Source organism: Enterobacter cloacae complex sp. 2024EL-00227, assembly GCF_043945315.1.
Lineage (GTDB): Bacteria > Pseudomonadota > Gammaproteobacteria > Enterobacterales > Enterobacteriaceae > Enterobacter > Enterobacter roggenkampii.
On the sequence record NZ_JBIMQP010000016.1, the window covers coordinates 57308 to 81341 of the forward strand.

The window sequence follows — 24034 nt, forward strand, 5'->3', positions numbered from 1 at the left end:
GGTTGTTTATTGCTCAGTTGTCAACTAAAGAGTTCGCTACAATGCCTGTCCTTCTTTCTGAGAGACAAGCATTGTGGCGCTACTCATTATCACCACTATCCTGTGGGCCTTCTCCTTTAGCCTGATTGGCGAATACCTTGCCGGTTCGGTCGACAGCTACTTCTCGGTGCTGATGCGCGTGGGGCTGGCGGCGCTGGTGTTCCTGCCGTTTCTGCGCACGCGCGGGCAGTCGCTGAAAACGATTGTGCTGTATATGCTGGTGGGGGCGATGCAGCTCGGCATCATGTACCTGTTCAGCTTCCGGGCTTATGTCTACCTGTCCGTCTCGGAATTCCTGCTGTTCACCGTGCTAACGCCGCTCTATATCACGCTGATCTACGATTTGCTCAGCAAGCGCCGCCTGCGTTGGGGATATCTGCTGAGCGCGGCGCTGGCGGTGATTGGCGCGGCAATTATTCGCTATGACAAAGTGAGCGATCACTTCTGGACCGGGCTGATGTTCGTCCAGCTCGCCAACATCAGCTTCGCCATCGGCATGGTGGGCTACAAACGCCTGATGGAAACCCGTCCGATGCCGCAGCATAACGCGTTTGCGTGGTTCTACATGGGGGCCGCGATCGTCGCGGTGGCGGCGTGGTTTATGCTGGGTAACCCGCAAAAGCTGCCGACCACCACCGTACAGTGGGGTGTTCTGGTCTGGCTGGGCGTCGTGGCTTCCGGGTTGGGGTACTTCATGTGGAACTACGGCGCGACGCAGGTCGACGCCGGTACGCTCGGGATCATGAACAACGTACATGTTCCTGCAGGGCTGCTGGTCAACCTTGCCATCTGGCAGCAACAGCCGCACTGGCCGAGCTTCCTTATTGGGGGAGCGGTGATCCTGGCTTCTCTGTGGGTCCATCGACGCTGGGTCGCTCCGCGCTCCGCACAAACGGAAGATGGTCGCACGCGTGGTTCCGCGCTGAGCGAATAAACGCCTCCGTAATCGGCTGACGCTGCTCGCCATCGCGCACGGCGGCGTACAGCCGGCTCCACAGTCCTTCACCCAGGGTTTTGGTGACCACCAGGCCCTGGCGTTCAAAACTCTCCACCACCCAGTGCGGCAGCGCCGCGATACCCATGCTGGCCGCCACCATCTGAATCAACAGCAAGGTGTTATCCACGCTTTTCAGCTGCGGGCTAATGCCTGCCGGCTGCAGGAAGTGACGCCAGATATCCAGACGACTGCGCTGCACCGGGTAAATCAGCAGCGTTTCCGTTGCCAGGTCTTCCGGCGTGATGCGCGTTTTGGTCGCCAGCGGATGGTCCGGTGCCAGCACCAGGCGCACCTCATAATCAAACATCGGTGAATAGTACAGGCCGCTGCGCGGCAGAATATCGGACGTCATCACCAGATCCAGCTCGCCCTGCTGCAGCGAGGGCTGCGGGTCGAACGTCACGCCGGATTTAAAGTCCATCTCCACCTGCGGCCACTTCTGGCGGAAGTTCTCAAGCGCGGGGGTCAGCCACTGAATACAGCTGTGGCACTCAATGGCGATACGCAGCGTGGTCTGCTGCGGTTCGTTACACGCCTGCAGCGCGCTGGCGATCTGCGGCAGAATCTGATTCGCCAGCTGAAGCAAAATTTCGCCCTGCGGCGTAAAGCGCAGCGGCTGGCTCTTACGCACAAAAAGACGGAAGCCGAGGCGTTGTTCCAGATCGCTGAACTGGTGAGAAAGGGCGGACTGGGTCTGGTGCAACGTGGCCGCCGCTGCTGCGAGCGATCCGCAGTTCCGCAACGCTTGCAGCGTTTTCAGGTGTTTTATCTCGATCATGAAAGTCCTTCACTTCGCCATGAACATTTTGCGCTTGAGGAATATACAGTACCTGCCAATTATAGAAGTGTAAACATCTGGACGTCTAAATAACGAATTTCACAAGGGGCATACCATGACAATCCGTAATCACACTCTCGGTTTCCCTCGCGTTGGCCTGCGTCGCGAGCTGAAAAAAGCGCAAGAAAGCTACTGGGCGGGGAACTCCACCCGTGAAGAACTGCTGGCAGTGGGGCGCGAGCTGCGCGCCCGGCACTGGGCGCAGCAGAAGCAGGCGGGAATTGACCTGCTGCCGGTGGGCGATTTCGCCTGGTACGACCATGTTCTGACGACCAGCCTGCTGCTTGGCAACGTGCCGGCTCGTCATCAGAACAACGATGGATCGGTAGATATCGATACCCTGTTCCGCATCGGCCGTGGCCGTGCGCCAACGGGTGAGCCAGCGGCAGCGGCGGAAATGACCAAGTGGTTTAACACCAACTATCACTATATGGTACCGGAGTTCGTAAAAGGTCAGCAGTTCAGGCTGACCTGGACGCAGCTTCTGGATGAAGTGGACGAAGCGCTGGCGCTGGGCCACCAGGTGAAACCCGTACTGTTGGGGCCACTGACCTATCTGTGGTTGGGGAAAATCAAAGGTGAGCAGTTCGATCGTCTGAGCCTGCTGAAGGACATTCTGCCGGTCTACAAACAGGTGCTGATTGAACTGGGCAAACGTGGCATTCAGTGGGTGCAAATCGACGAGCCCGCGCTGGTGCTCGAACTGCCTCAGGTTTGGCTTGATGCTTTCAAACCGGCTTACGATGCACTCAACGGACAGGTGAAGCTGTTGCTTACCACCTACTTTGAAGGTGTGACGCCGAACCTCAGCACCATCACCAGATTGCCGGTGCAGGGGCTGCACGTTGACCTGGTGCATGGCAAAGATGACGTCGCAGAACTGCACAAGCGCCTGCCAGCAGACTGGCTGCTCTCCGCCGGTCTGGTCAACGGCCGTAACGTCTGGCGCGCCGATCTGACCGAGAAATACGCACAAATTAAAGACATCGTTGGCAAACGTGAGCTGTGGGTGGCTTCATCCTGCTCGCTGCTGCACAGTCCGATCGATCTGAGCGTGGAAACCCGTCTCGACCCTGAAGTAAAAAGCTGGTTTGCCTTCGCCCTGCAAAAATGTGAAGAGCTGGCGCTGCTGCGCGATGCGCTGAACAGCGGCGACACGGCGGCGATTAACGCATGGAGTGCACCGATCCAGGCACGTCGTCACTCGGCGCGCGTGCATAACCCGGCAGTGGAAAAACGCCTGGCGGCCATCACCGCCCGGGACAGCCAGCGTCAGAGCCCGTATGAAGTCCGTGCCGAAGCCCAGCGCGCCCGGTTCAACCTGCCCGCGTGGCCAACCACCACTATCGGTTCCTTCCCGCAGACCACCGAAATCCGCGGCCTGCGTCTGGACTTCAAAAAGGGGAATCTGGATGCGAATCACTACCGCACCGGGATTGCCGAACACATCAAGCAGGCGATTATCGAGCAGGAGCGGCTGGGGCTGGACGTGCTGGTGCACGGCGAGGCCGAGCGTAACGACATGGTGGAATACTTCGGTGAACACCTGGACGGGTTCGTCTTTACCCAGAACGGCTGGGTGCAAAGCTATGGCTCCCGCTGCGTCAAGCCGCCGGTGGTCATCGGTGACGTCAGCCGTCCGGAGCCGATCACGGTTGAGTGGGCGAAGTACGCCCAGTCCCTGACCGACAAGCCGGTAAAAGGCATGCTCACCGGTCCGGTGACCATTCTTTGCTGGTCCTTCCCGCGTGAGGACGTAACCCGCGAGACCATCGCGAAGCAAATCGCGCTGGCACTGCGTGATGAAGTGGCGGATCTGGAAGCTGCAGGCATAGGCATCATCCAGATTGACGAACCGGCCCTGCGCGAAGGTCTGCCGCTGCGCCGCAGCGACTGGGATGCCTACCTGAAGTGGGGCGTGGAGGCGTTTCGCATCAACGCCGCGGTGGCGAAGGACGACACCCAGATCCACACCCACATGTGTTACTGCGAATTTAACGACATCATGGATTCGATAGCCGCGCTGGACGCTGACGTGATCACCATCGAGACCTCGCGTTCAGACATGGAGCTGCTGGAGTCGTTTGAAGAATTCGACTACCCGAACGAAATCGGTCCGGGGGTGTACGACATCCACTCTCCGAACGTGCCGAGCGTGGAGTGGATTGAGTCGCTGCTGAAAAAAGCGGCCCAGCGCATTCCGGCTGAGCGTCTGTGGGTGAACCCGGACTGCGGCCTGAAAACTCGCGGCTGGCCGGAGACGCGTGCCGCGCTGGCGAACATGGTGAAGGCGGCGCAAAACTTGCGTCAGGCTTGATGATGCGTAGGCCCGGTAAGGCGTAGACGCCACCGGGCTTTTTTTTACGCTTTTTTACCGCCGTACTGGCTGAACCACGCCAGCATTCTCTGCCAGCCGTCTTTGGCTGATTCCGCGTGATAGCTCGGACGATAATCCGCGTTAAACGCGTGCCCGGCATCCGGATACACCACGATCTCCGCCTTCGCATTGGCCGCACGGAGCGCATGGCGCATGGTCTCTACCGAATCCAGCGAAATACCGGTGTCCTGACCGCCATAAAGCCCTAATACGGGGGCATTCAGCTCCGTGGCGATATCCACGGGATGTTTCGGTGAATTGAGCGTTTTTTCACCTACCAGTTTACCGTACCAGGCCACAGCGGCTTTAAGCTGCGGGTTATGCGCGGCATACAGCCAGCTGATGCGTCCGCCCCAGCAGAAACCGGTGACCAGCAGACGATGGGGATCGCCCCCGTTGCGCGCCGCCCAGCTGGCGACGTGGTCGAGATCGGCCAGCACCTGCGCATCCGGGACTTTGCTGACCAGGTTGCTGAGCAAGGTGGGAATATCGCTGTAATCGTTCGGATCGCCCTGACGGAAGTAGAGCTCTGGCGCAACGGCCAGATAGCCTTCCAGCGCCAGCCGGCGGCAGAGGTCGCGAATGTGTTCGTGAACGCCGAAAATTTCCTGGACCACGATTACGATGGGCAGCGGACCGTCTGCCGATTTTGGTCGTGCGTGGTAAGCAGGCATATTCTCTCCCTGCGAGGGAATAGAGGTCTCACCCGCCGTGATGGCCTCTTCAGACGTTGAGACGATGGTTGAGGCATGCGGGGCCGCAGCAGGTGCAAAACCGGTTTTTTCAGTCATGGCATTCTCCGTACCAATGAGTTAGCGCAAAGGTAAATATAGTCACCAGGTTAACAACTCACAGTGCCTTAAACGGTCTATCTTTTGTGCAGCACCTGACGATATAACTTGTTAATGTGATGTAAATCACCTTTTTATGGAAATTCAATGCAATCATTTTCATTCATGGTGAGATGTGTCACGAAATTATGCTTTCCGCTTCTGTAAAGTACCGTTTTACTTCTTCTGACTAACCGACCCACAGAGGAGTCACCTATGTCTAAGTCTGATGTTTTTCATCTCGGCCTCACTAAAAACGATTTACAAGGGGCTACGCTCGCTATCGTCCCTGGCGATCCGGAGCGTGTGGAAAAGATCGCCGCGCTGATGGATAAGCCGGTTAAGCTGGCAGCCCATCGTGAATTCACCACCTGGCGCGCAGAGCTGGATGGTAAAGCCGTGATCGTGTGTTCTACCGGTATCGGTGGCCCGTCTACGTCTATTGCTGTTGAAGAGCTGGCACAGCTGGGCATTCGTACTTTCCTGCGTATCGGTACGACCGGCGCTATTCAGCCGCACATCAACGTGGGCGACGTGCTGGTCACGACCGCGTCCGTGCGTCTGGATGGCGCAAGCCTGCACTTTGCGCCGATGGAATTCCCGGCAGTAGCAGACTTTGAATGTACCACCGCGCTGGTTGAAGCCGCGAAATCCGTTGGCGCGACCACTCACGTGGGTGTAACCGCTTCGTCCGATACCTTCTATCCCGGTCAGGAGCGTTACGACACCTTCTCTGGCCGCGTGGTAAGCCGCTTCAAAGGCTCTATGGAAGAGTGGCAGTCCATGGGCGTGATGAACTACGAAATGGAATCCGCCACGCTGCTGACCATGTGCGCAAGCCAGGGCCTGCGTGCCGGTATGGTGGCGGGCGTTATCGTCAACCGTACTCAGCAGGAGATCCCGAACGCTGAAACCATGAAGCAGACCGAAAGTCATGCGGTGAAAATCGTGGTTGAAGCCGCGCGTCGCCTGATCTAATCCTCTCCTTTCGAAATCAAAGGCCGACACGTTCGGCCTTTATTTTTTGCGTAGCGCCTCGCAGGAAAACCCTTTCAAACTGGACGTTTATACAGCACAATCTTATTTTGTGCGGGTAATACGTTGATGCAGGGGGCATTGTGGATATCTCAGTCCTGATTTATGCGGTGATTGCGCTGGCGGGCGTGGCGATAGGCTGGCTCATTTCCAGCTATCAGCATGCACAGCAGAAGGCCGATCAGCTGGCTGAACGCGAAGAGATCGTCGCCGAATTAAGCGCGGCAAAGCAGCAGCTTGCGCTGAGTGATCACTGGCGAGAGGAGTGCGAGTTACTCAACAACGAGCTGCGCAACCTGAGAGATATCAACACCTCGCTGGAGGCGGATCTCCGCGAAGTGACCACCCGTCTGGAATCCACTCAACTGCATGCGGAAGATAAAATCCGCCAGATGATCAACAGCGAGCAGCGCCTCAGCGAACAGTTTGAAAACCTCGCGAACCGTATTTTTGAGCACAGCAACCGCCGCGTTGACGAGCAGAACCGCCAGAGCCTGAACATCCTGCTGACGCCCCTGCGTGAACAGCTGGACGGCTTCCGCCGCCAGGTACAGGACAGCTTTGGTCAGGAAGCCCGAGAGCGGCACACCCTGGCGCATGAAATCCGCAATCTCCAGCAGCTGAATGCCCAGATGGCGCAGGAGGCGGTCAACCTCACCCGCGCGCTTAAAGGGGATAACAAAACCCAGGGCAACTGGGGAGAAGTGGTGCTGACCCGCGTCCTGGAAGCCTCTGGCCTGCGGGAAGGGTATGAATACGAAACCCAGGTGAGTATCGAAAACGATGCCCGCTCGCGAATGCAGCCGGATGTGATTGTGCGGCTGCCGCAGGGCAAAGATGTGGTGATTGACGCCAAAATGACGCTGGTGGCGTATGAGCGTTACTTCAATGCGGAAGATGACTACACCCGAGAATCGGCGCTGCAGGAGCACATTGCCTCCGTACGCAATCATATTCGCCTGCTCGGCAGGAAAGACTATCAGCAGCTACCGGGGCTGCGCTCGCTGGACTATGTCCTGATGTTTATTCCGGTAGAGCCCGCGTTTCTGCTGGCACTCGACAGGCAGCCTGAACTCATCACCGAAGCGCTCAAAAATAATATTATGCTGGTCAGCCCCACCACGCTGCTGGTGGCCTTACGCACGATTGCGAACCTGTGGCGCTACGAGCACCAGAGCCGCAACGCGCAGCAGATTGCCGACCGCGCCAGCAAGCTGTACGACAAAATGCGCCTCTTCGTGGACGACATGTCCTCAGTCGGGCAGAGCCTGGACCGCGCGCAGGATAACTACCGTCAGGCGATGAAAAAACTCGCCTCAGGACGTGGCAATCTTCTGGCGCAGGCCGAATCATTCCGCAGCCTGGGGGTTGAGGTGAAACGCGAGATTAATCCGGAATTGGTTGAACAGGCTACCGCCCAGGATGACGAGTTTCGCCTGCGTGAAGGGGCAGAAGAACAAAAGACAAACAGTGAAGACAATGCGTTAGCGGCCGATTTATCACCGAACGAACCCCCGGCGCGTTTCTTTCGCGGTGGTTGAAACGTAGGGCAATTGCGCCCAATCTGTTACACTTCACGAACATTTTACTGATAAGCAGGCTCTGAGATGGTTGACGATTCACAAGACACAACGCACTTTGGCTTTCAGACTGTCGCCAAAGCGCAGAAAGCTGACATGGTGGCCCACGTATTTCATTCCGTGGCGGCGAAGTACGATGTGATGAATGACCTGATGTCGTTCGGCATTCATCGCTTGTGGAAGCGCTTCACTATCGACTGTAGCGGCGTGCGTCGTGGACAAACGGTGCTGGATTTAGCCGGTGGTACGGGCGATTTAACCGCGAAATTCTCTCGTCTGGTGGGCGAAACCGGGCGCGTTGTTCTGGCAGACATTAATGACTCCATGCTCAAAATGGGCCGCGAAAAGCTGCGTAACATCGGCGTGGTGGGGAATGTGGAATATGTGCAGGCCAACGCCGAAGCGCTGCCGTTCCCGGATAATACCTTTGACTGCATCACGATCTCCTTCGGTCTGCGTAACGTGACCGATAAAGAAAAAGCGCTGCGCTCCATGTATCGCGTGCTGAAGCCGGGTGGACGCCTGCTGGTGCTCGAATTCTCCAAACCGATTATCGAGCCGCTGAGCAAAGCTTACGACGCCTATTCATTCCACGTGCTGCCGCGCATCGGTGAGCTGGTGGCTAACGACGCGGAAAGCTATCGCTATCTGGCGGAATCTATCCGTATGCACCCGGATCAAGACACCTTAAAAGCCATGATGCAGGATGCTGAATTCGAGAACGTTGAATATTTCAACCTGACGGCGGGTGTCGTCGCGCTGCATCGCGGTTACAAGTTCTGAGTGGAGGTGTCCCGTGCCCTTTAAACCCTTAGTCTCCGCAGGTATCGAAAACGTACTGAATGCCTTTCTCTATCGTGCGCCAGCGCTGAAAGCTGCGCGTCAGCGGCTAAACGGGAAGGTATTACGCATTGTTTTAAAAGAGTTCTCGACGCCGCTTGTGCTGGTCTTCAGCGAACGCCAGCTTGACGTTCTGGGGGCGTGGGAAGGTGACGCCGACTGCTCGGTCATCACGCACATGAGCGTGCTGCCAAAACTGCGCGATCGCCAGCAATTAACGGCGCTTATCCGCAGCGGTGAGCTGGAAGTGGAAGGCGACATTCAGGTCGTGCAGAACTTCGTTGCGCTTACCGATCTGGCGGAGTTTGATCCGGCAGAGCTGCTCGCGCCGTTTATCGGTGACATTGCCGCCGAAGGCATCGGGAAGGTTCTTCATGGTGGCGCGTCCTTTGCGCGTAAAAGCCTGCTACGTCAGCAACGCTATGCGGCGGAAGTACTGACTGAAGAGTGGCGAATGGCCCCCGGACCGCTGGAAGTGGCATGGTTTGCGGAAGAAACCGCGGCTGTTGAACGTGCGGTTGATGCGTTAACCAAACGGCTGGAAAAACTGGAGGGCAAATGACGCCTGGTGAAATTCGGCGCCTCTACTTCATTATTCGTACCTTTTTGAGCTACGGGCTCGACGAGCTGATCCCTAAAATGCGTATCACGCTGCCGCTTCGTATCTGGCGGCGGATGCTGTTCTGGATGCCTAACCGCCATAAAGGTCAGCCGCTGGGCGAACGCCTGCGCCTGGCGCTGCAGGAGCTTGGCCCGGTATGGATTAAGTTCGGGCAGATGCTGTCGACCCGCCGCGATCTCTTTCCGCCGCACATAGCCGATGAACTGGCGATGCTGCAGGACCGTGTTGCCCCGTTTGACGGGGTGAGGGCGAAGAAACAGATCGAAGAGGCGATGGGTAATCTTCCCGTTGAAACCTGGTTTGACGATTTCGAAATAGAACCGCTGGCGTCGGCTTCTATTGCTCAGGTGCACACTGCGCGTCTGAAAGAAAACGGCAAAGAGGTGGTGATTAAGGTGATCCGCCCGGATATCCTGCCGATCATCAAAGCCGACATGAAGCTGATTTACCGTCTGGCCCGTTGGGTTCCGCGTTTATTACCTGATGGCCGCCGACTGCGCCCGATGGAAGTGGTGCGGGAATATGAAAAAACGCTGATTGATGAGCTTAACCTGCTGCGTGAATCGGCAAACGCCATTCAGCTGCGTCGCAACTTTGAAAACAGCCCGATGCTTTATGTTCCCGAAGTCTATTCTGACTACTGCAGCCAGAACATGATGGTGATGGAGCGTATCTACGGTATTCCGGTTTCGGATGTGGTGGCCCTGGAGAAGCAGGGAACGAACATGAAGCTGTTGGCCGAGCGTGGCGTGCAGGTCTTCTTCACCCAGGTGTTCCGCGACAGCTTTTTCCATGCGGACATGCACCCGGGCAATATCTTCGTGAGCTACGAGCACCCTGAGGATCCGAAGTATATCGGTATCGACTGCGGGATTGTGGGGTCGCTGAATAAAGAAGATAAACGGTATCTGGCCGAGAACTTCATCGCGTTCTTCAACCGCGACTACCGTAAGGTGGCCGAGCTGCACGTCGATTCCGGCTGGGTGCCGCCGGATACCAACGTCGAAGAGTTCGAGTTTGCGATCCGGACCGTTTGCGAACCGATTTTTGAAAAACCGCTGGCGGAAATCTCCTTCGGACATGTGCTGTTGAACCTGTTCAACACGGCTCGCCGCTTTAATATGGAAGTTCAGCCACAGCTAGTTTTACTTCAGAAAACACTACTTTACGTTGAGGGTGTAGGCCGACAGCTCTATCCTCAGTTAGACTTGTGGAAGACCGCGAAACCCTTCCTGGAATCCTGGATTAAGGATCAGGTTGGCATTCCGGCGCTGGTGCGCTCGCTAAAAGAGAAAGGCCCGTTCTGGATAGAAAAAATGCCTGAAATTCCTGAACTGGTTTATGACAGTTTGCGTCAGAGCAAGAACCTTCAGCACAGCATGGATAAAATCGCTCGCGAACTTCAGTCCAGCCGTGTTCGCCAGGGCCAGTCACGCTATCTCTTTGGGATTGGCGCAACGCTGCTGCTGAGCGGCACGCTGCTGCTGATCAACCGCCCGGAGTGGCAGATGATGCCCGCCTGGCTGATGGCCGCCGGGGTGGTTGTCTGGCTTGCCGGATGGCGAAAAACGCGTTGAGTTTGCGTCGCTATCGACAGGTCGCATACGTATAATGCGACCTGACTTATTAATCATCTATCCCTGAGGAACATGTATGGGTGGTATCAGTATCTGGCAATTGTTGATCATTGCCGTCATCGTCGTGCTGCTGTTTGGCACCAAAAAGCTCGGTTCTATTGGTTCCGATCTGGGCGCGTCTATCAAAGGCTTCAAGAAAGCGATGAGCGATGATGAGAGCAAGCAGGATAAAACCAGCCAGGACGCTGACTTTACTGCTAAATCCATCTCCGACAAGCAAGAAGAAGCCAAAAAGGAAGACGCTAAACGCCACGATAAAGAGCAGGTGTAAGTCGTGTTCGACATTGGTTTTAGTGAGCTCCTGCTGGTCTTTGTGATTGGCCTGATCGTGCTGGGGCCTCAGCGCCTGCCGGTGGCGGTGAAAACCGTTGCGGGCTGGGTTCGTGCGCTGAGATCGCTGGCATCGACCGTTCAGAATGAACTGGCCCAGGAGCTTAAGCTGCAGGAATTTCAGGAAAGCCTGAAAAAGGTTGAGAAGGCGAGCATGGATAACCTGACGCCGGAACTGAAAGCGTCAATGGATGAGCTGCGCGAAGCGGCGGAATCCATGAAGCGCTCCTATAGCATCAACGATCCTGAAAAAGCGAGCGACGAAGCGAACACCATCCATAACCCGGTGGTGAAGGGCAGCGAAGAACAGCGTGAGGGCGTCACGCCTGCCAGCGCTGAACAGCAGGCTGCTGCGCCTGAACAGACGCCTCAGGAAACCGAAGTGAAAAAGCAGGTGCAGCCGGAAAAGCCCGTGGTTAACGCTGCCGAGGCAAAACCCGCCGCGCCCGTTTCCGAATCATCCCCCTCGTCGAGTGATAAAGCGTAAACATGGCTGTAGATGATACTCAACCGCTGATTACGCACCTCATAGAGCTGCGTAAGCGTCTGTTAAACTGCATTATTGCGGTTCTCGTTATTTTTCTATGCCTGGTCTATTTCGCCAACGATATCTACCAGGTGGTTTCTGCGCCGCTGATCAAGCAGATGCCGCTGGGCGCAACGATGATTGCAACAGACGTTGCTTCTCCGTTCTTTACCCCCATCAAGTTGACCTTTTGGGTGTCGTTGATTGCCTCTGCGCCCGTCATTCTGTACCAAGTGTGGGCCTTTGTGGCGCCGGCACTGTATAAGCACGAACGCAAGCTGGTCATTCCGCTGCTGGTATCCAGTTCGCTGCTGTTCTATATCGGCATGGCGTTTGCCTATTTCGTTGTCTTCCCGCTGGCCTTCGGCTTCCTGACGCATACCGCGCCGGAAGGCGTCCAGGTGTCGACGGATATCGCCAGCTATCTTAGCTTTGTGATGGCGCTGTTTATGGCGTTTGGGGTGGCATTCGAAGTGCCGGTGGCCATTGTGCTGCTCTGCTGGGTAGGGGTCACCACGCCGGATGACCTGCGTAAGAAGCGTCCGTATATCCTGGTCGGCGCCTTCGTTGTCGGCATGCTGTTGACCCCGCCGGATGTATTCTCCCAGACGCTGCTGGCCATACCGATGTACTGCCTGTTTGAGGTCGGCGTCTTCTTCTCACGTTTCTACGTGGGTAAAGGGCGTCGGTCGGATGACGAAGACGATACCTCCGACAAGACCACTGAAGAGTAAAACCAGCCGCCCGTCAGGGCGGTTGTTATATGGGGATTCGCATGTTTGATATCGGACTCAACCTGACCAGCTCGCAGTTTGCGAAAGATCGCGATGAGGTGGTTGCGCGCGCGTTTGCCGCTGGGGTGAAAGGACTGCTGCTGACGGGCACCAACCTGCATGAGAGCGAGCAGGCGCAGCAACTGGCGCAACGCTATGAACGCTGTTGGTCTACAGCTGGCGTGCATCCTCACGACAGCAGCCAGTGGACCCCGGAAAGCGGGGAAACCCTACGCAGGCTGGCGAAGACACCAGAAGTGGTAGCGATTGGCGAATGCGGCCTCGATTTCAACCGTAACTTTTCCACGCCTGAAGAGCAGGAAAAGGCGTTCACTGCTCAGCTTGCGGTTGCGGCAGAGCTTGAAATGCCCGTATTTATGCACTGCCGCGACGCGCATGAGCGTTTCCTGGCGCTTCTGGATCCGTGGGTCGAGAAACTGCCCGGCGCGGTGCTGCACTGCTTCACCGGCTCACGGCAGGAGGCGCTGGAGTGCCTGGAACGCGGGCTTTATCTGGGCATTACCGGCTGGGTTTGCGACGAGCGCCGCGGGCTTGAGCTTCGGGAGCTGCTACCCGCGATCCCGGCTGACCGGTTGCTCCTTGAAACGGATGCGCCCTATCTGCTCCCGCGCGATATGCAACCCAAACCGGCATCGCGACGTAATGAGCCCGCTTATCTGGGGCACATAGTTGAGCGCGTCGCGACGTGGCGCGGAGAGGATCCGCACTGGCTTTCCGCACAGACGGATGACAACGTGCGTAATCTGTTTGGGATAAACGTTTAAAGTTTGCGGAAGTCGGTGTTTTTAACGCTCTGCAGCACCTGCTTGTTCAGCAGATTAAGCAACAGCATAGAGCGCGCTTCCCCGTCCGGCTCGGCAAAAATCGCCTGCAGGCCTTCGAAAGCCCCTTCGGTAATCACGACGCTATCGCCCGTGTAGGGCGTTTCCGGGTCGGTAAGGTCTTCGGGCTGCTGATAAATCGACAGCTGGTGGATGACCGATGAGGGAACCGTCGCGGGGTGAGCGCCGAAGCGAACAAAATGGCTGACGCCGCGCGTGGCGCTGATGGTGGTGGTGTGGATCACCTCCGGATCGAACTCCACGAACAGGTAGTTCGGGAACAACGGCTCGCTAACGGTTGTGCGCTTCCCGCGCTGCATTTTTTCAAGCGTGATCACGGGCGTCAGGCAATTGACTGACTGACGTTCAAGATGTTCCTGCGCGCGCTGAAGTTGCCCGCGTTTGCAATACAGTAAATACCAGGCCTGCATAATCACTCTTTCCCTTAGTTCGGGGCGCAAGCATATCAAAACCCTGGCGGGATCGCTAAGTTGATTATAATGGGCGAAAATGGGACAGAACGCATAACTTCACGCTAATTTAACAAAATTACAGCATCAAGCAGTCTTACGCCGTATAATGAAGCGCTTACAGAGAGGCCATGATTAACTGCATGAAATACCACGATCTCCGCGACTTCCTGACGCTGCTGGAAAAGCAGGGTGAACTCAAACGTATAACACTTCCTGTCGATCCTTATCTGGAGATGACAGAAATTGCTGACCGCACCCTGCGTGCCGGTGGCCCCGCATTACTGTTTGAAAATCCGAAAGGGTACGCCATGCCGGTGCTGTGCAACCTGTTTGGTACACCGCGTCGCGTCGCACTGGGGATGGGGCAGGAAGACGTCACGGCCCTGCGTGAAGTCGGTAAGCTGCTGGCCTTCCTGAAAGAGCCGGAGCCGCCGAAAGGCTTCCGCGATCTGTTCGACAAGCTGCCGCAGTTTAAGCAGGTGCTAAACATGCCCACCAAACGCCTGCGCGGCGCGCCCTGCCAGCAGAAGGTGCTGGAAGGCGATGCGGTTGATTTGACTAAAATCCCTATCATGCAGTGCTGGCCGGAAGATGCCGCGCCGCTGATCACCTGGGGACTGACCGTCACGCGCGGTCCGCACAAAGAGCGCCAGAATCTTGGTATTTACCGCCAGCAGTTGATTGGCAAGAATAAGCTCATCATGCGCTGGCTGTCGCATCGCGGCGGCGCGCTCGATTTCCAGGAGTGGTGTGCTGCGCGTCCGGGTGAACGTTTCCCGGTGTCTGTCGCGCTCGGCGCCGATCCGGCCACCATTCTCGGGGCCGTCACGCCCGTACCGGATACGCTCTCGGAATATGCCTTTGCAGGCCTGCTGCGCGGAACGAAAACGGAAGTCGTGAAGTGTATCTCTAACGATCTCGAAGTTCCGGCCAGTGCAGAAATTGTGCTGGAAGGTTACATTGAGCAGGGTGAACTGGCGCCAGAAGGCCCTTACGGCGACCACACCGGCTATTACAACGAAGTGGATAACTTCCCGGTGTTTACCGTGACGCACATTACGCAGCGTGAAGATGCGATTTATCACTCCACGTATACCGGGCGTCCACCGGATGAACCGGCAGTACTGGGCGTGGCGCTGAATGAAGTGTTTGTGCCGATCCTGCAAAAGCAGTTCCCGGAAATTGTTGATTTTTATCTGCCGCCTGAAGGATGCTCGTATCGCCTGGCAGTGGTCACGATGAAGAAGCAGTATCCTGGTCACGCGAAACGCGTGATGATGGGCGTGTGGTCTTTCCTGCGCCAGTTTATGTATACCAAATTTGTTATTGTTTGCGATGATGACGTTAACGCCCGCGACTGGAATGACGTAATCTGGGCCATTACTACGCGAATGGACCCGGCGCGCGATACGGTGTTAGTCGAAAACACGCCGATAGATTACCTGGATTTTGCCTCGCCGGTTTCCGGCCTTGGCTCAAAAATGGGACTGGATGCCACAAATAAATGGCCTGGCGAAACCGATCGTGAATGGGGTCGCCCGATCAAAAAAGATCCTGCTGTGACCGCGCGCATTGATGCGATCTGGGACGAACTGGCCATAATGAATAACGGTAAACCCTGAACTGACCGTTAAGCCCTATAGACTTCCCGACAGAGAGAGCGAATGACAACCTTAAGCTGTAAAGTGACCTCGGTAGATGCCATCACCGACACCGTATATCGCGTCCGTTTAGTGCCAGAAGCGCCATTCTCTTTCCGCGCGGGTCAGTATCTGATGGTCGTGATGGATGAGCGTGATAAGCGTCCTTTCTCTATGGCCTCAACGCCAGCGGAGCAGGAATTTATTGAGCTTCATATTGGTGCGTCAGAGCTTAACCTGTATGCGATGGCCGTCATGGACCGCATTCTGAAAGAGCGCGAGATAGTGGTGGATATTCCGCACGGCGAGGCATGGTTACGTGATGACGAAGACCGTCCACTGATCCTGATCGCTGGTGGTACAGGCTTCTCCTACGTGCGCTCTATTCTGTTGACCGCACTGGCGCGTAACCCGGAACGTGATATCACCATCTACTGGGGCGGCCGCGAAGAGAAGCACCTGTATGACCTGTCCGAACTCGAAGCGCTGAGCGTCACCCATCCTAACCTGCGCATTGAGCCGGTGGTTGAGCAGCCGGAAGAGGGCTGGCGCGGGCGTAGCGGTACGGTACTGACGGCAGTGCTGCAGGATCACGGTACGCTGGCAGGACATGACATCTATATTGCAGGGCGTTTCGAGATGGCGAAAATCGCCCGCGATCTGTTCTGTAACGAACGTGATGCGCGTGAAGACCGCCTGTTTGGCGATGCGTTTGCCTTCATTTAAATAAAAAAACCCGCCCCTGACAGGCGGGAAGAACGGCAACTAAACTGTTTCTCTTCGCCAGTGACACGACTGGCGGCGAGGTACCTCTCGTAGGCCGGGAAAGCGCAGCGCCTCCCGGCAAAAGCCCGATGGCGCGATGCTTATCGGGCCTACGTTATAGCCTTACACTCTCTCAAACACCGTCGCGATACCCTGACCCAGACCGATACACATCGTTGCCAGACCAAACTGGGCATCTTTGCGTTCCATCAGGTTGATCAGCGTCGTGCTGATACGCGCCCCGGAACAGCCCAGCGGGTGTCCGAGGGCGATCGCGCCGCCATTGAGGTTAATCTTCTCGTCGATCTGCTCCATCAGCCCCAGATCTTTAATGCACGGCAGGATCTGCGCGGCGAACGCTTCGTTCATCTCAAACAGATCGATGTCGCTGGCGGTTAAGCCCGCTTTTTTCAGCGCCAGCTTTGAAGCCGGAACCGGGCCGTAGCCCATGATCGACGGATCGCAGCCCACGACCGCCATCGAACGTACCCGAGCACGAGGCGTTAACCCCAGCTCGCGGGCGCGACTTTCGCTCATCACCAGCATCGCGGCGGCGCCGTCGGACAGCGCCGACGAAGTACCTGCCGTGACCGTACCGGTGACGGGGTCAAACGCCGGACGCAGGGTGGAAAGCGCTTCGACGGTGGTTTCCGGGCGAATGACTTCATCGTAGCTGAACTGCTTCAGAACGCCGTCTGCATCGTGGCCGCCGGTCGGGATGATCTCGTTCTTAAAGGCACCGGACTGCGTGGCGGCCCACGCGCGAGCGTGAGAGCGCGCGGCAAAGGCATCCTGCATTTCGCGGCTGATGCCGTGCAGGCGGGAGAGCATCTCGGCGGTCAGGCCCATCATCCCCGCAGCTTTCGCCACGTTGCGGCTCATCCCCGGGTGGAAATCGACCCCGTGACTCATCGGGACGTGACCCATGTGCTCGACGCCGCCCACCAGGCAAGCCTGCGCATCGCCGGTCATGATCATGCGGGCCGCGTCGTGCAGCGCCTGCATTGACGAACCGCACAGGCGGTTGACGGTGACGGCCGGAACCGAATGCGGGATCTCCGCCAGCAGCGACGCGTTGCGGGCGATGTTGAAGCCCTGCTCCAGGGTCTGCTGCACGCAGCCCCAGTAGATATCGTCCAGCGCAGCCGGATCCAGCGCCGGGTTACGCGCCAGCAGGCTACGCATCAGGTGCGCGGAGAGGTCTTCCGCACGCACGTTACGGAACGCGCCGCCTTTTGAACGGCCCATCGGGGTGCGAATCGCATCAACAATGACAACCTTTTCCATTGTGACTCCTTAAGCCGTTTTCAGCTCGCCAACCGGACGGGCTGGCTCAACTGCGGGATAGTAGGGTTCGTTATGGCGCGCTTTGTTACGCAGCCCTTCCGGCACCTCATACAGCGGGCCGAGGTGCTGATACTGCTGGGCCATATCGAGATAGCGTGCGCTGCCGAGCGTGTCCAGCCAGCGGAACGCGCCGCCGTGGAACGGAGGGAAGCCGAGGCCATACACCAGCGCCATGTCGGCTTCTGCCGGGCTGGCGATAATGCCTTCTTCGAGGCAACGCACCACTTCGTTAATCATCGGGATCATCATCCGGGCGATGATTTCATCGTCGGTGAAGTCGCGTTTTGGCTGACTGACGTCGGCCAGCAGGCCATCCACCGCCGGATCTTCTTCTTTCTTCGGTTTGCCTTTGCTGTCTTCTTTATAGCGCCAGAAGCCCAGGCCGTTTTTCTGACCGAAGCGGTTAGCGTCGAACAGCGCGTCAATCGCGTCGCGATAGTCTTTCTGCATGCGCTGCGGGAAACCTGCCGCCATCACCGCCTGGGCGTGGTGGGCGGTATCAATGCCCACAACGTCCAGCAGATACGCCGGGCCCATCGGCCAGCCGAACTGTTTTTCCATCACTTTGTCGATTTTGCGGAAGTCCGCGCCGTCGCGCAGCAGCTGGCTAAAACCGGCGAAGTAAGGGAACAGCACGCGGTTGACGAAGAAGCCCGGGCAGTCGTTAACGACGATCGGCGTTTTGCCCATCTTGCTGGCCCATGCCACCACTTTGGCGATGGTGTCGTCTGAGGTTTTTTCCCCGCGGATCACTTCGACCAGCGGCATACGGTGTACCGGGTTGAAGAAGTGCATACCGCAGAAGTTTTCCGGACGCTTCAGCACGCTCGCCAGTTCGCTGATTGGAATGGTGGAGGTGTTAGAGGCCAGCACGGTATCCGGGCGAACCTTGTCTTCCGTTTCCGCCAGCACCGCTTTTTTCACTTTCGGATTCTCGACAACGGCTTCGACCACCACGTCGACACGGTCGAAACCGCTGTATTCCAGCACGGGCTGAATGGTGGAGATCACGCCTGCGAGCTTCAGTCCGTCAATTTTGCCGCGCTCAAGCTGTTTATTCAGCAGCTTGGCCGCTTCGGTCATGCCCAGCGTCAGGGATTTCTCGTTGATGTCTTTCATCACTACCGGCACGCCTTTCCAGGCAGACTGGTAGGCGATGCCGCCACCCATAATGCCCGCGCCGAGTACCGCCGCATGTTTTGGCGTCTCAACGTTTTTGGTCAGCTGTTTGGCTTTCCCTTTTACGAACTGATCGTTCAGGAAGATACCGACCAGCGCGCGCGCTTCATTGGTGTGCGCCAGCGGGACAAAGCTCTGATTTTCGAGCTTCAGCGCTTCATCGCGCCCGAGACGGGCAGCCGCTTCAATGGTTTTCACCGCCGCGATCGGCGCCGGGTAGTGTTTACCCGCCGTCTGCATCACCATGCCTTTGGCGATGGTGAAGCTCATGGTGGCTTCAATCTTGCTGAGTTTTAACGGTTCCAGCTTCGGCTGGCGTTTGGCCTTCCAGTCGAGCTCGCCGTTAATGGCCTGACGCAGAATGGCGAGTGCGCCTTCAACAAGCTTCTCCGGTTTCACGACGCCGTCGACCAGGCCAATTTTCTGCGCCTGTTCTGCGCTGACGTCTTTACCCGCGGCAATGATCTCCAGCGCGCTGTCGGCGCCCAGCATGCGCGGCATACGGACGGAGCCGCCAAAGCCCGGCATAATGCCCAGCTTGGTTTCCGGCAGGCCGATGCGCAGATCCGGCGTCGCCAGGCGGTAGTCGGTCGCCAGCACGCACTCACAGCCGCCGCCCAGCGCGTAGCCGTTAACGGCGGAAATGGTCGGGACAGGCAGATCTTCCAGACGATTAAAGACGCTATTGGCAAAGTGCAGCCACTGGCTCAGCTGTTCTTCAGGCACCAGGAAGAGCGAAAGGAATTCGGTGATATCGGCACCGACGATAAAGGCCGCTTTGTTCGAGCGCAGCAGCAGCCCTTTTAATTCAGTTTGTTTTTCCAGAACATCCAGCGCCTGGCCAAGACTGGCCACCGTCGCGGTATCGAGCTTATTGACTGAGCCGGGGGCATCGAACACGAGTTCGGCAATGCCATCTTCCAGCCAGTTGAGGTACAGGGTGTCGCCTTTGTAGAGCATGTCAGTCTCCTGAATCCAGCAAGTGGATCTGGTCATACCAGATGAGTCAGAGTGTGGGATTTATGTTAATAAAATGCAAATTACTCATTAAGAAATTGCTGCATTGATCACGGTCGGTGGAAATCACGCAGGCGGAGTGAGGTGTGCTAAGATGCGATGACTTGAGGTCAAAAAACGAAAGGAATAATGATGGACTCACTGGCTTCGCTTTATAAAAATCATATCGTTACCCTACAGGAACGTACCCGCGATGTACTGGCCCGCTTTAAGCTGGATGCGCTGCTGATCCACTCCGGCGAGCTGATGAATACCTTTCTGGATGACCACGCTTATCCGTTTAAGGTGAACCCACAGTTTAAGGCCTGGGTGCCGGTGACGCAGGTTCCCAACTGCTGGCTGCTGGTGGATGGTGTGAACAAGCCGAAACTGTGGTTCTACCTGCCGGTCGATTACTGGCACAACGTTGAGCCGCTGCCGACCTCTTTCTGGACGGAGGAAATTGAGGTCATTGCGCTGCCAAAAGCGGACGGCATTGGCGGCCAGCTGCCTGCCGCGCGTGGCAACATCGCTTATATTGGCCCTGTTCCGGAGCGTGCATTAAGCCTGGATATTGCGGCAGACAAGCTCAACCCGAAAGGGGTGCTGGATTACCTCCACTATTACCGCGCGTATAAAACCGACTACGAACTTTACTGCATGCGTGAAGCGCAAAAGACCGCGGTAAACGGTCACCGTGCGGCGCATGAAGCCTTCCAGTCCGGCATGAGCGAGTTCGATATCAACCAGGCGTACCTGACCGCCACCGGTCATCGCGATACCGACGTGCCGTACAGCAACATTGTCGCGCTCAACGAGCACGCGTCCGTCCTGCACTACACCAAACTGGATCACCAGGTTCCTTCAGAAATGCGCAGCTTCCTGCTGGACGCAGGGGCCGAGTACAACGGCTACGCGGCCGATCTGACCCGTACCTGGGCGGCAAATGCGGATACCGATTTTGCACAGCTGATCAAAGATGTGAACGATGAACAGCTGGCGCTGATTGGCACCATGAAGGCGGGAACCAGCTATGTGGACTACCACATCCAGTTCCATCAGCGCATTGCTAAACTGCTGCGTAAGCATCAGATTGTGAAAGACATGAGCGAAGAGGCGATGGTCGAGAACGATCTGACCGGGCCATTTATGCCGCACGGTATTGGCCACCCGCTGGGCCTGCAGGTGCACGACGTTGCGGGCTTTATGCAGGATGATACCGGTACGCACCTGGCGGCACCGTCTAAATATCCTTACCTGCGCTGCACCCGTATTCTGGAGCCGCGCATGGTGTTGACGATTGAACCGGGGATCTACTTTATCGAATCCCTGCTGGCGCCGTGGCGTGAAGGCCAGTTCAGCAAGCACTTCAACTGGGCAAAAATTGACGCGCTGAAGCCGTTTGGCGGCATTCGTATCGAAGATAACGTGGTGATTCACGAAAACGGTATCGAGAACATGACGCGAGACCTGAAGCTGGCCTGATGGAAAGCTGGCTGATACCGGCTGAACCGGTCACCTTTGTTGAGGAAATCAAGAAAAGCCGCTTTATTACCCTGCTGGCGCATACCGACGGCGTAGAGGCGGCAAAAGCGTTTGTCGAGTCCGTCCGGGCTGAGCATCCTGACGCCCGTCACCACTGCGTGGCGTGGGTAGCAGGGCCGCCGGACGATTCGCAGCAGCTGGGGTTTTCCGATGACGGTGAACCGGCGGGCACGGCCGGTAAACCCATGCTCTCGCAGCTGATGGGTAGCGGCGTGGGTGAAATTACCGCCGTGGTGGTGCGCTACTACGGCGGCATCCTGTTAGGTACGGGTGGGCTGGTAAAAGCGTATGGCGGCGGCGTTCAGCAGGCACTGAATATCCTGAAGACCACCCGCAAAACGCCTCTCACCGAATATACTTTGTTATGCGATTACGCCCAGCTCTCGGGTATTGAAGCGCTGCTGAGGCAGTTTAACGGTGTCATCGCACACAGTGAATATCAGGCGATGGTGCAATTACGCGTGGCGCTTCCTCAGGCGGAACTGGCTGCTTTTTCAGCAAAACTGGCTGATTTTAGTCGTGGTTCGTTGCAATTGCTGCCGATTGAAGAATAATCCCCACCTCACTTTTGAATACCAAAGGAAGCGGCAGAGATGCATTTTCGTGCCATAACCCGAATCGTTGGACTGCTGGTCATACTCTTTTCCGGGACGATGATTATCCCTGGACTGGTGGCACTTATCTACCGGGACGGGGCGGGGCGGGCATTTACCCAGACCTTCTTTGTCGCGCTGGCGATCGGCTCCCTGCTGTGGTGGCCGAATCGTCGTCAGAAAGGTGAGCTGAAATCTCGCGAAGGCTTTCTGATTGTGGTCCTGTTCTGGACGGTGTTGGGGAGCGTCGGTTCGCTGCCCTTTATCTTCTCTGAACAGCCTAACCTGAGCATCACGGATGCCTTCTTTGAATCCTTCTCCGGCTTAACGACGACCGGGGCCACGACGCTGGTGGGGCTGGATTCGCTGCCGCACGCGATTCTCTTTTATCGCCAGATGCTGCAGTGGTTTGGCGGTATGGGGATCATCGTCCTGGCGGTGGCCATCCTGCCGATTCTGGGCGTCGGGGGGATGCAGCTCTATCGCGCCGAAATGCCAGGACCGCTGAAAGATAACAAGATGCGGCCGCGTATTGCCGAGACGGCGAAAACCCTGTGGCTGATTTATGTCTTGCTGACGGTAGCCTGTGCGCTGGCGCTATGGTTTGCCGGGATGCCTGCGTTTGATGCTATCGGACACAGTTTTGCGACGATTGCCATCGGCGGGTTCTCCACCCACGATGCCAGCGTGGGCTATTTCGACAGCCCAACGATTAACACTATCATTGCCATTTTCCTGCTGATCTCCGGCTGTAACTACGGCCTGCACTTCTCTTTACTGAGCGGGCGCAGCCTGAAGGTGTACTGGCGTGACCCTGAGTTCCGCATGTTCATTGGGGTCCAGTTGACGCTGGTGATCATTTGTACGCTGGTGCTGTGGTTCCATGATGTCTATAACTCCGCGTTGACCACGCTAAACCAGGCCTTCTTCCAGGTGGTGTCGATGGCGACGACCGCCGGGTTTACCACGGACAGCATCGCCCGTTGGCCGCTGTTCCTGCCGGTGCTTCTGCTCTGTTCCGCGTTTATCGGCGGCTGTGCGGGGTCGACGGGCGGTGGTCTGAAGGTGATCCGTATTCTGCTGCTGTTCAAGCAGGGCAACCGTGAGCTGAAGCGTCTCGTCCACCCCAATGCGGTCTACAGCATCAAGCTGGGGAACCGCGCGCTGCCGGAACGTATCCTCGAAGCGGTGTGGGGATTCTTCTCGGCGTATGCACTGGTCTTTATCGTCAGTATGCTGGCGATTATCGCGACGGGTGTGGATGATTTCTCCGCCTTTGCGTCCGTCGTCGCAACATTGAATAACCTCGGGCCTGGCCTGGGCGTGGTGGCGGATAACTTTGCCAGTATGAACCCGGTCGCGAAATGGATCCTCATCGCCAATATGCTGTTTGGTCGTCTTGAGGTCTTTACGCTGCTGGTGCTGTTCACCCCTACATTCTGGCGCGAGTAAGGAGCCGTTGATGAAAACACTGATTCTTTTCTCTACGCGAGACGGACAAACGCGTGAGATTGCCGCATACCTTGCATCGGAATTAAAAGAGTTGGGTATTTACTCGGATGTGGTGAACCTGAACCGTGCGGAACAGATTGCCTGGCAGGATTACGACCGCGTGGTGATTGGTGCATCTATTCGTTACGGGCATTTCCATCCGGCGCTGGATCGCTTTGTGAAAAAGCACACGGCAGTACTCAACAAAATGCCAGGCGCGTTTTACTCGGTCAATCTGGTTGCGCGTAAAGCGGAGAAGCGCACGCCACAGACCAACAGCTACACGCGCAAGTTTTTACTCAGCTCGCCGTGGCAGCCAGACCTGTGCGCCGTTTTTGCCGGCGCGCTGCGCTACCCTCGCTACCGCTGGTATGACCGCTTTATGATCCGTCTAATTATGAAGATGACGGGGGGAGAAACCGATACGCGTAAAGAAGTGGTTTATACCGACTGGTCGCAGGTAGCCAGTTTTGCGCGGGAAATCGCACATTTAACGGGCGATTCGCGACTTAAATAAGCGTTAAGTTTGAAAAGTGAGCGAACGAAAAGTTTTTTGTATTTTGTGCTTGTCACTTCAGAATAACTCCCTATAATGCGCCTCCACTGACACGAAACAACGGCACACACGCCGCCGGGTCAGCAGAGAATAGCGAAAATAAACGCTTGACTCTGAAGCGGGAAAGCGTAATATGCACACCCCGCGCCGCAGCGAAAACGAAGCGGCACTGCTCTTTAACAA

General features: G+C 56.8%; 22 protein-coding genes. 17 read left to right on the forward strand and 5 right to left on the reverse strand.

The annotated features are described in order from the left end of the window. The first annotated feature begins 73 nt into the window (after positions 1-73). Positions 74-973: a carboxylate/amino acid/amine transporter gene (locus tag ACHH0Z_RS21515; protein ID WP_008501530.1), complete on the forward strand. Its 900-nt coding sequence runs from the start codon at positions 74-76 to the stop codon at positions 971-973. Here the strand turns inward: ACHH0Z_RS21515 and metR are convergent. After that, a complete protein-coding gene (gene metR / locus ACHH0Z_RS21520; RefSeq protein ID WP_045408958.1) occupies positions 861-1814 on the reverse strand; it encodes an HTH-type transcriptional regulator MetR in 954 nt (317 codons plus the stop codon). The genes ACHH0Z_RS21515 and metR overlap by 113 nt on opposite strands. Positions 1815-1929: 115 nt before the next feature. Here metR and metE point away from each other — a divergent pair, with 115 nt between their 5' ends. Then, positions 1930-4191: a 5-methyltetrahydropteroyltriglutamate--homocysteine S-methyltransferase gene (gene metE / locus ACHH0Z_RS21525; RefSeq protein ID WP_045408957.1), complete on the forward strand. Its 2262-nt coding sequence runs from the start codon at positions 1930-1932 to the stop codon at positions 4189-4191. A gap of 44 nt (positions 4192-4235) precedes the next feature. On the opposite strand, the gene ACHH0Z_RS21530 is transcribed toward metE, so the two are convergent. Further along, complete coding sequence (locus tag ACHH0Z_RS21530; protein ID WP_021242857.1) at positions 4236-5042, reverse strand: dienelactone hydrolase family protein; 807 nt, start codon at positions 5040-5042, stop codon at positions 4236-4238. Between the two features lie 255 nt (positions 5043-5297). On the opposite strand from ACHH0Z_RS21530, the gene udp reads away from it, so the two are divergent. The 9 genes from udp to tatD all read left to right on the forward strand — a co-directional run bounded on the left by udp (position 5298) and on the right by tatD (position 13209). Beyond that, a complete protein-coding gene (gene udp, locus ACHH0Z_RS21535; protein WP_003860792.1) occupies positions 5298-6059 on the forward strand; it encodes a uridine phosphorylase in 762 nt (253 codons plus the stop codon). Between the two features lie 140 nt (positions 6060-6199). Further along, a complete protein-coding gene (gene rmuC / locus ACHH0Z_RS21540) occupies positions 6200-7657 on the forward strand; it encodes a DNA recombination protein RmuC (protein WP_045408954.1) in 1458 nt (485 codons plus the stop codon). 66 nt (positions 7658-7723) lie between these two features. Then, positions 7724-8479 carry a bifunctional demethylmenaquinone methyltransferase/2-methoxy-6-polyprenyl-1,4-benzoquinol methylase UbiE gene (gene ubiE / locus ACHH0Z_RS21545; protein ID WP_008501525.1) on the forward strand — a complete coding sequence of 252 codons (756 nt, stop codon included), beginning with the start codon at positions 7724-7726 and terminating at the stop codon, positions 8477-8479. 13 nt (positions 8480-8492) lie between these two features. Further along, positions 8493-9098 (forward strand): ubiquinone biosynthesis protein UbiJ, encoded by a 606-nt coding sequence (gene ubiJ, locus ACHH0Z_RS21550; RefSeq protein WP_008501524.1) that lies wholly within the window; start codon positions 8493-8495, stop codon positions 9096-9098. After that, positions 9095-10735 carry a ubiquinone biosynthesis regulatory protein kinase UbiB gene (gene ubiB, locus ACHH0Z_RS21555; protein ID WP_008501523.1) on the forward strand — a complete coding sequence of 547 codons (1641 nt, stop codon included), beginning with the start codon at positions 9095-9097 and terminating at the stop codon, positions 10733-10735. The genes ubiJ and ubiB overlap by 4 nt, the downstream gene beginning before the upstream one ends. Before the next feature lie 76 nt (positions 10736-10811). Next, positions 10812-11066 carry a Sec-independent protein translocase subunit TatA gene (tatA, locus tag ACHH0Z_RS21560; RefSeq protein WP_020882874.1) on the forward strand — a complete coding sequence of 85 codons (255 nt, stop codon included), beginning with the start codon at positions 10812-10814 and terminating at the stop codon, positions 11064-11066. Positions 11067-11069: 3 nt separating this feature from the next. Continuing rightward, on the forward strand, positions 11070-11612 hold the full coding sequence (tatB, locus tag ACHH0Z_RS21565; RefSeq protein WP_032653990.1) for a Sec-independent protein translocase protein TatB: 543 nt from the start codon (positions 11070-11072) through the stop codon (positions 11610-11612). 2 nt (positions 11613-11614) lie between these two features. Then, a complete protein-coding gene (gene tatC / locus ACHH0Z_RS21570; RefSeq protein ID WP_008501520.1) occupies positions 11615-12385 on the forward strand; it encodes a Sec-independent protein translocase subunit TatC in 771 nt (256 codons plus the stop codon). Positions 12386-12426: 41 nt separating this feature from the next. Next, complete coding sequence (gene tatD / locus ACHH0Z_RS21575; protein ID WP_045408948.1) at positions 12427-13209, forward strand: 3'-5' ssDNA/RNA exonuclease TatD; 783 nt, start codon at positions 12427-12429, stop codon at positions 13207-13209. Here tatD and rfaH read toward each other — a convergent pair. Beyond that, entirely contained in the window at positions 13206-13697 is a 492-nt protein-coding gene (rfaH, locus tag ACHH0Z_RS21580; RefSeq protein ID WP_008501518.1) for a transcription/translation regulatory transformer protein RfaH, read from the reverse strand. The two genes, tatD and rfaH, sit on opposite strands and share 4 nt — an antisense overlap. Positions 13698-13867: 170 nt before the next feature. Here rfaH and ubiD point away from each other — a divergent pair, with 170 nt between their 5' ends. Both ubiD and fre read left to right on the forward strand, forming a co-directional pair. Continuing rightward, entirely contained in the window at positions 13868-15361 is a 1494-nt protein-coding gene (gene ubiD / locus ACHH0Z_RS21585) for a 4-hydroxy-3-polyprenylbenzoate decarboxylase (protein WP_008501517.1), read from the forward strand. Positions 15362-15403: 42 nt separating this feature from the next. Beyond that, the gene (fre, locus tag ACHH0Z_RS21590; protein WP_021242862.1) at positions 15404-16105 is read left to right on the forward strand and encodes an NAD(P)H-flavin reductase; all 702 of its coding nucleotides are present in this window, start codon (positions 15404-15406) and stop codon (positions 16103-16105) included. A 162-nt stretch (positions 16106-16267) separates the two neighbouring features. Here the strand turns inward: fre and fadA are convergent, their stop codons facing one another. Together fadA and fadB are read right to left on the reverse strand one after the other, a co-directional pair. Further along, positions 16268-17431, reverse strand: a complete 1164-nt coding sequence (fadA, locus tag ACHH0Z_RS21595; RefSeq protein ID WP_008501515.1) for an acetyl-CoA C-acyltransferase FadA — start codon at positions 17429-17431, stop codon at positions 16268-16270. A gap of 9 nt (positions 17432-17440) precedes the next feature. Beyond that, positions 17441-19630: a fatty acid oxidation complex subunit alpha FadB gene (gene fadB / locus ACHH0Z_RS21600; protein ID WP_045408945.1), complete on the reverse strand. Its 2190-nt coding sequence runs from the start codon at positions 19628-19630 to the stop codon at positions 17441-17443. A gap of 189 nt (positions 19631-19819) precedes the next feature. Between fadB and pepQ the strand changes: the two genes are divergently transcribed. The 4 genes from pepQ to hemG are packed head-to-tail and all read left to right on the forward strand — an operon-like array spanning position 19820 to position 23812. Then, positions 19820-21151 (forward strand): Xaa-Pro dipeptidase, encoded by a 1332-nt coding sequence (gene pepQ, locus ACHH0Z_RS21605; protein WP_008501513.1) that lies wholly within the window; start codon positions 19820-19822, stop codon positions 21149-21151. Beyond that, positions 21151-21765 (forward strand): IMPACT family protein, encoded by a 615-nt coding sequence (locus ACHH0Z_RS21610; RefSeq protein WP_008501512.1) that lies wholly within the window; start codon positions 21151-21153, stop codon positions 21763-21765. The genes pepQ and ACHH0Z_RS21610 overlap by 1 nt, the downstream gene beginning before the upstream one ends. A 39-nt stretch (positions 21766-21804) precedes the next feature. Beyond that, the gene (gene trkH / locus ACHH0Z_RS21615; RefSeq protein WP_008501511.1) at positions 21805-23256 is read left to right on the forward strand and encodes a Trk system potassium transporter TrkH; all 1452 of its coding nucleotides are present in this window, start codon (positions 21805-21807) and stop codon (positions 23254-23256) included. 10 nt (positions 23257-23266) lie between these two features. Next, complete coding sequence (gene hemG, locus ACHH0Z_RS21620; RefSeq protein ID WP_008501510.1) at positions 23267-23812, forward strand: menaquinone-dependent protoporphyrinogen IX dehydrogenase; 546 nt, start codon at positions 23267-23269, stop codon at positions 23810-23812. Positions 23813-24034 lie beyond the last annotated feature (222 nt).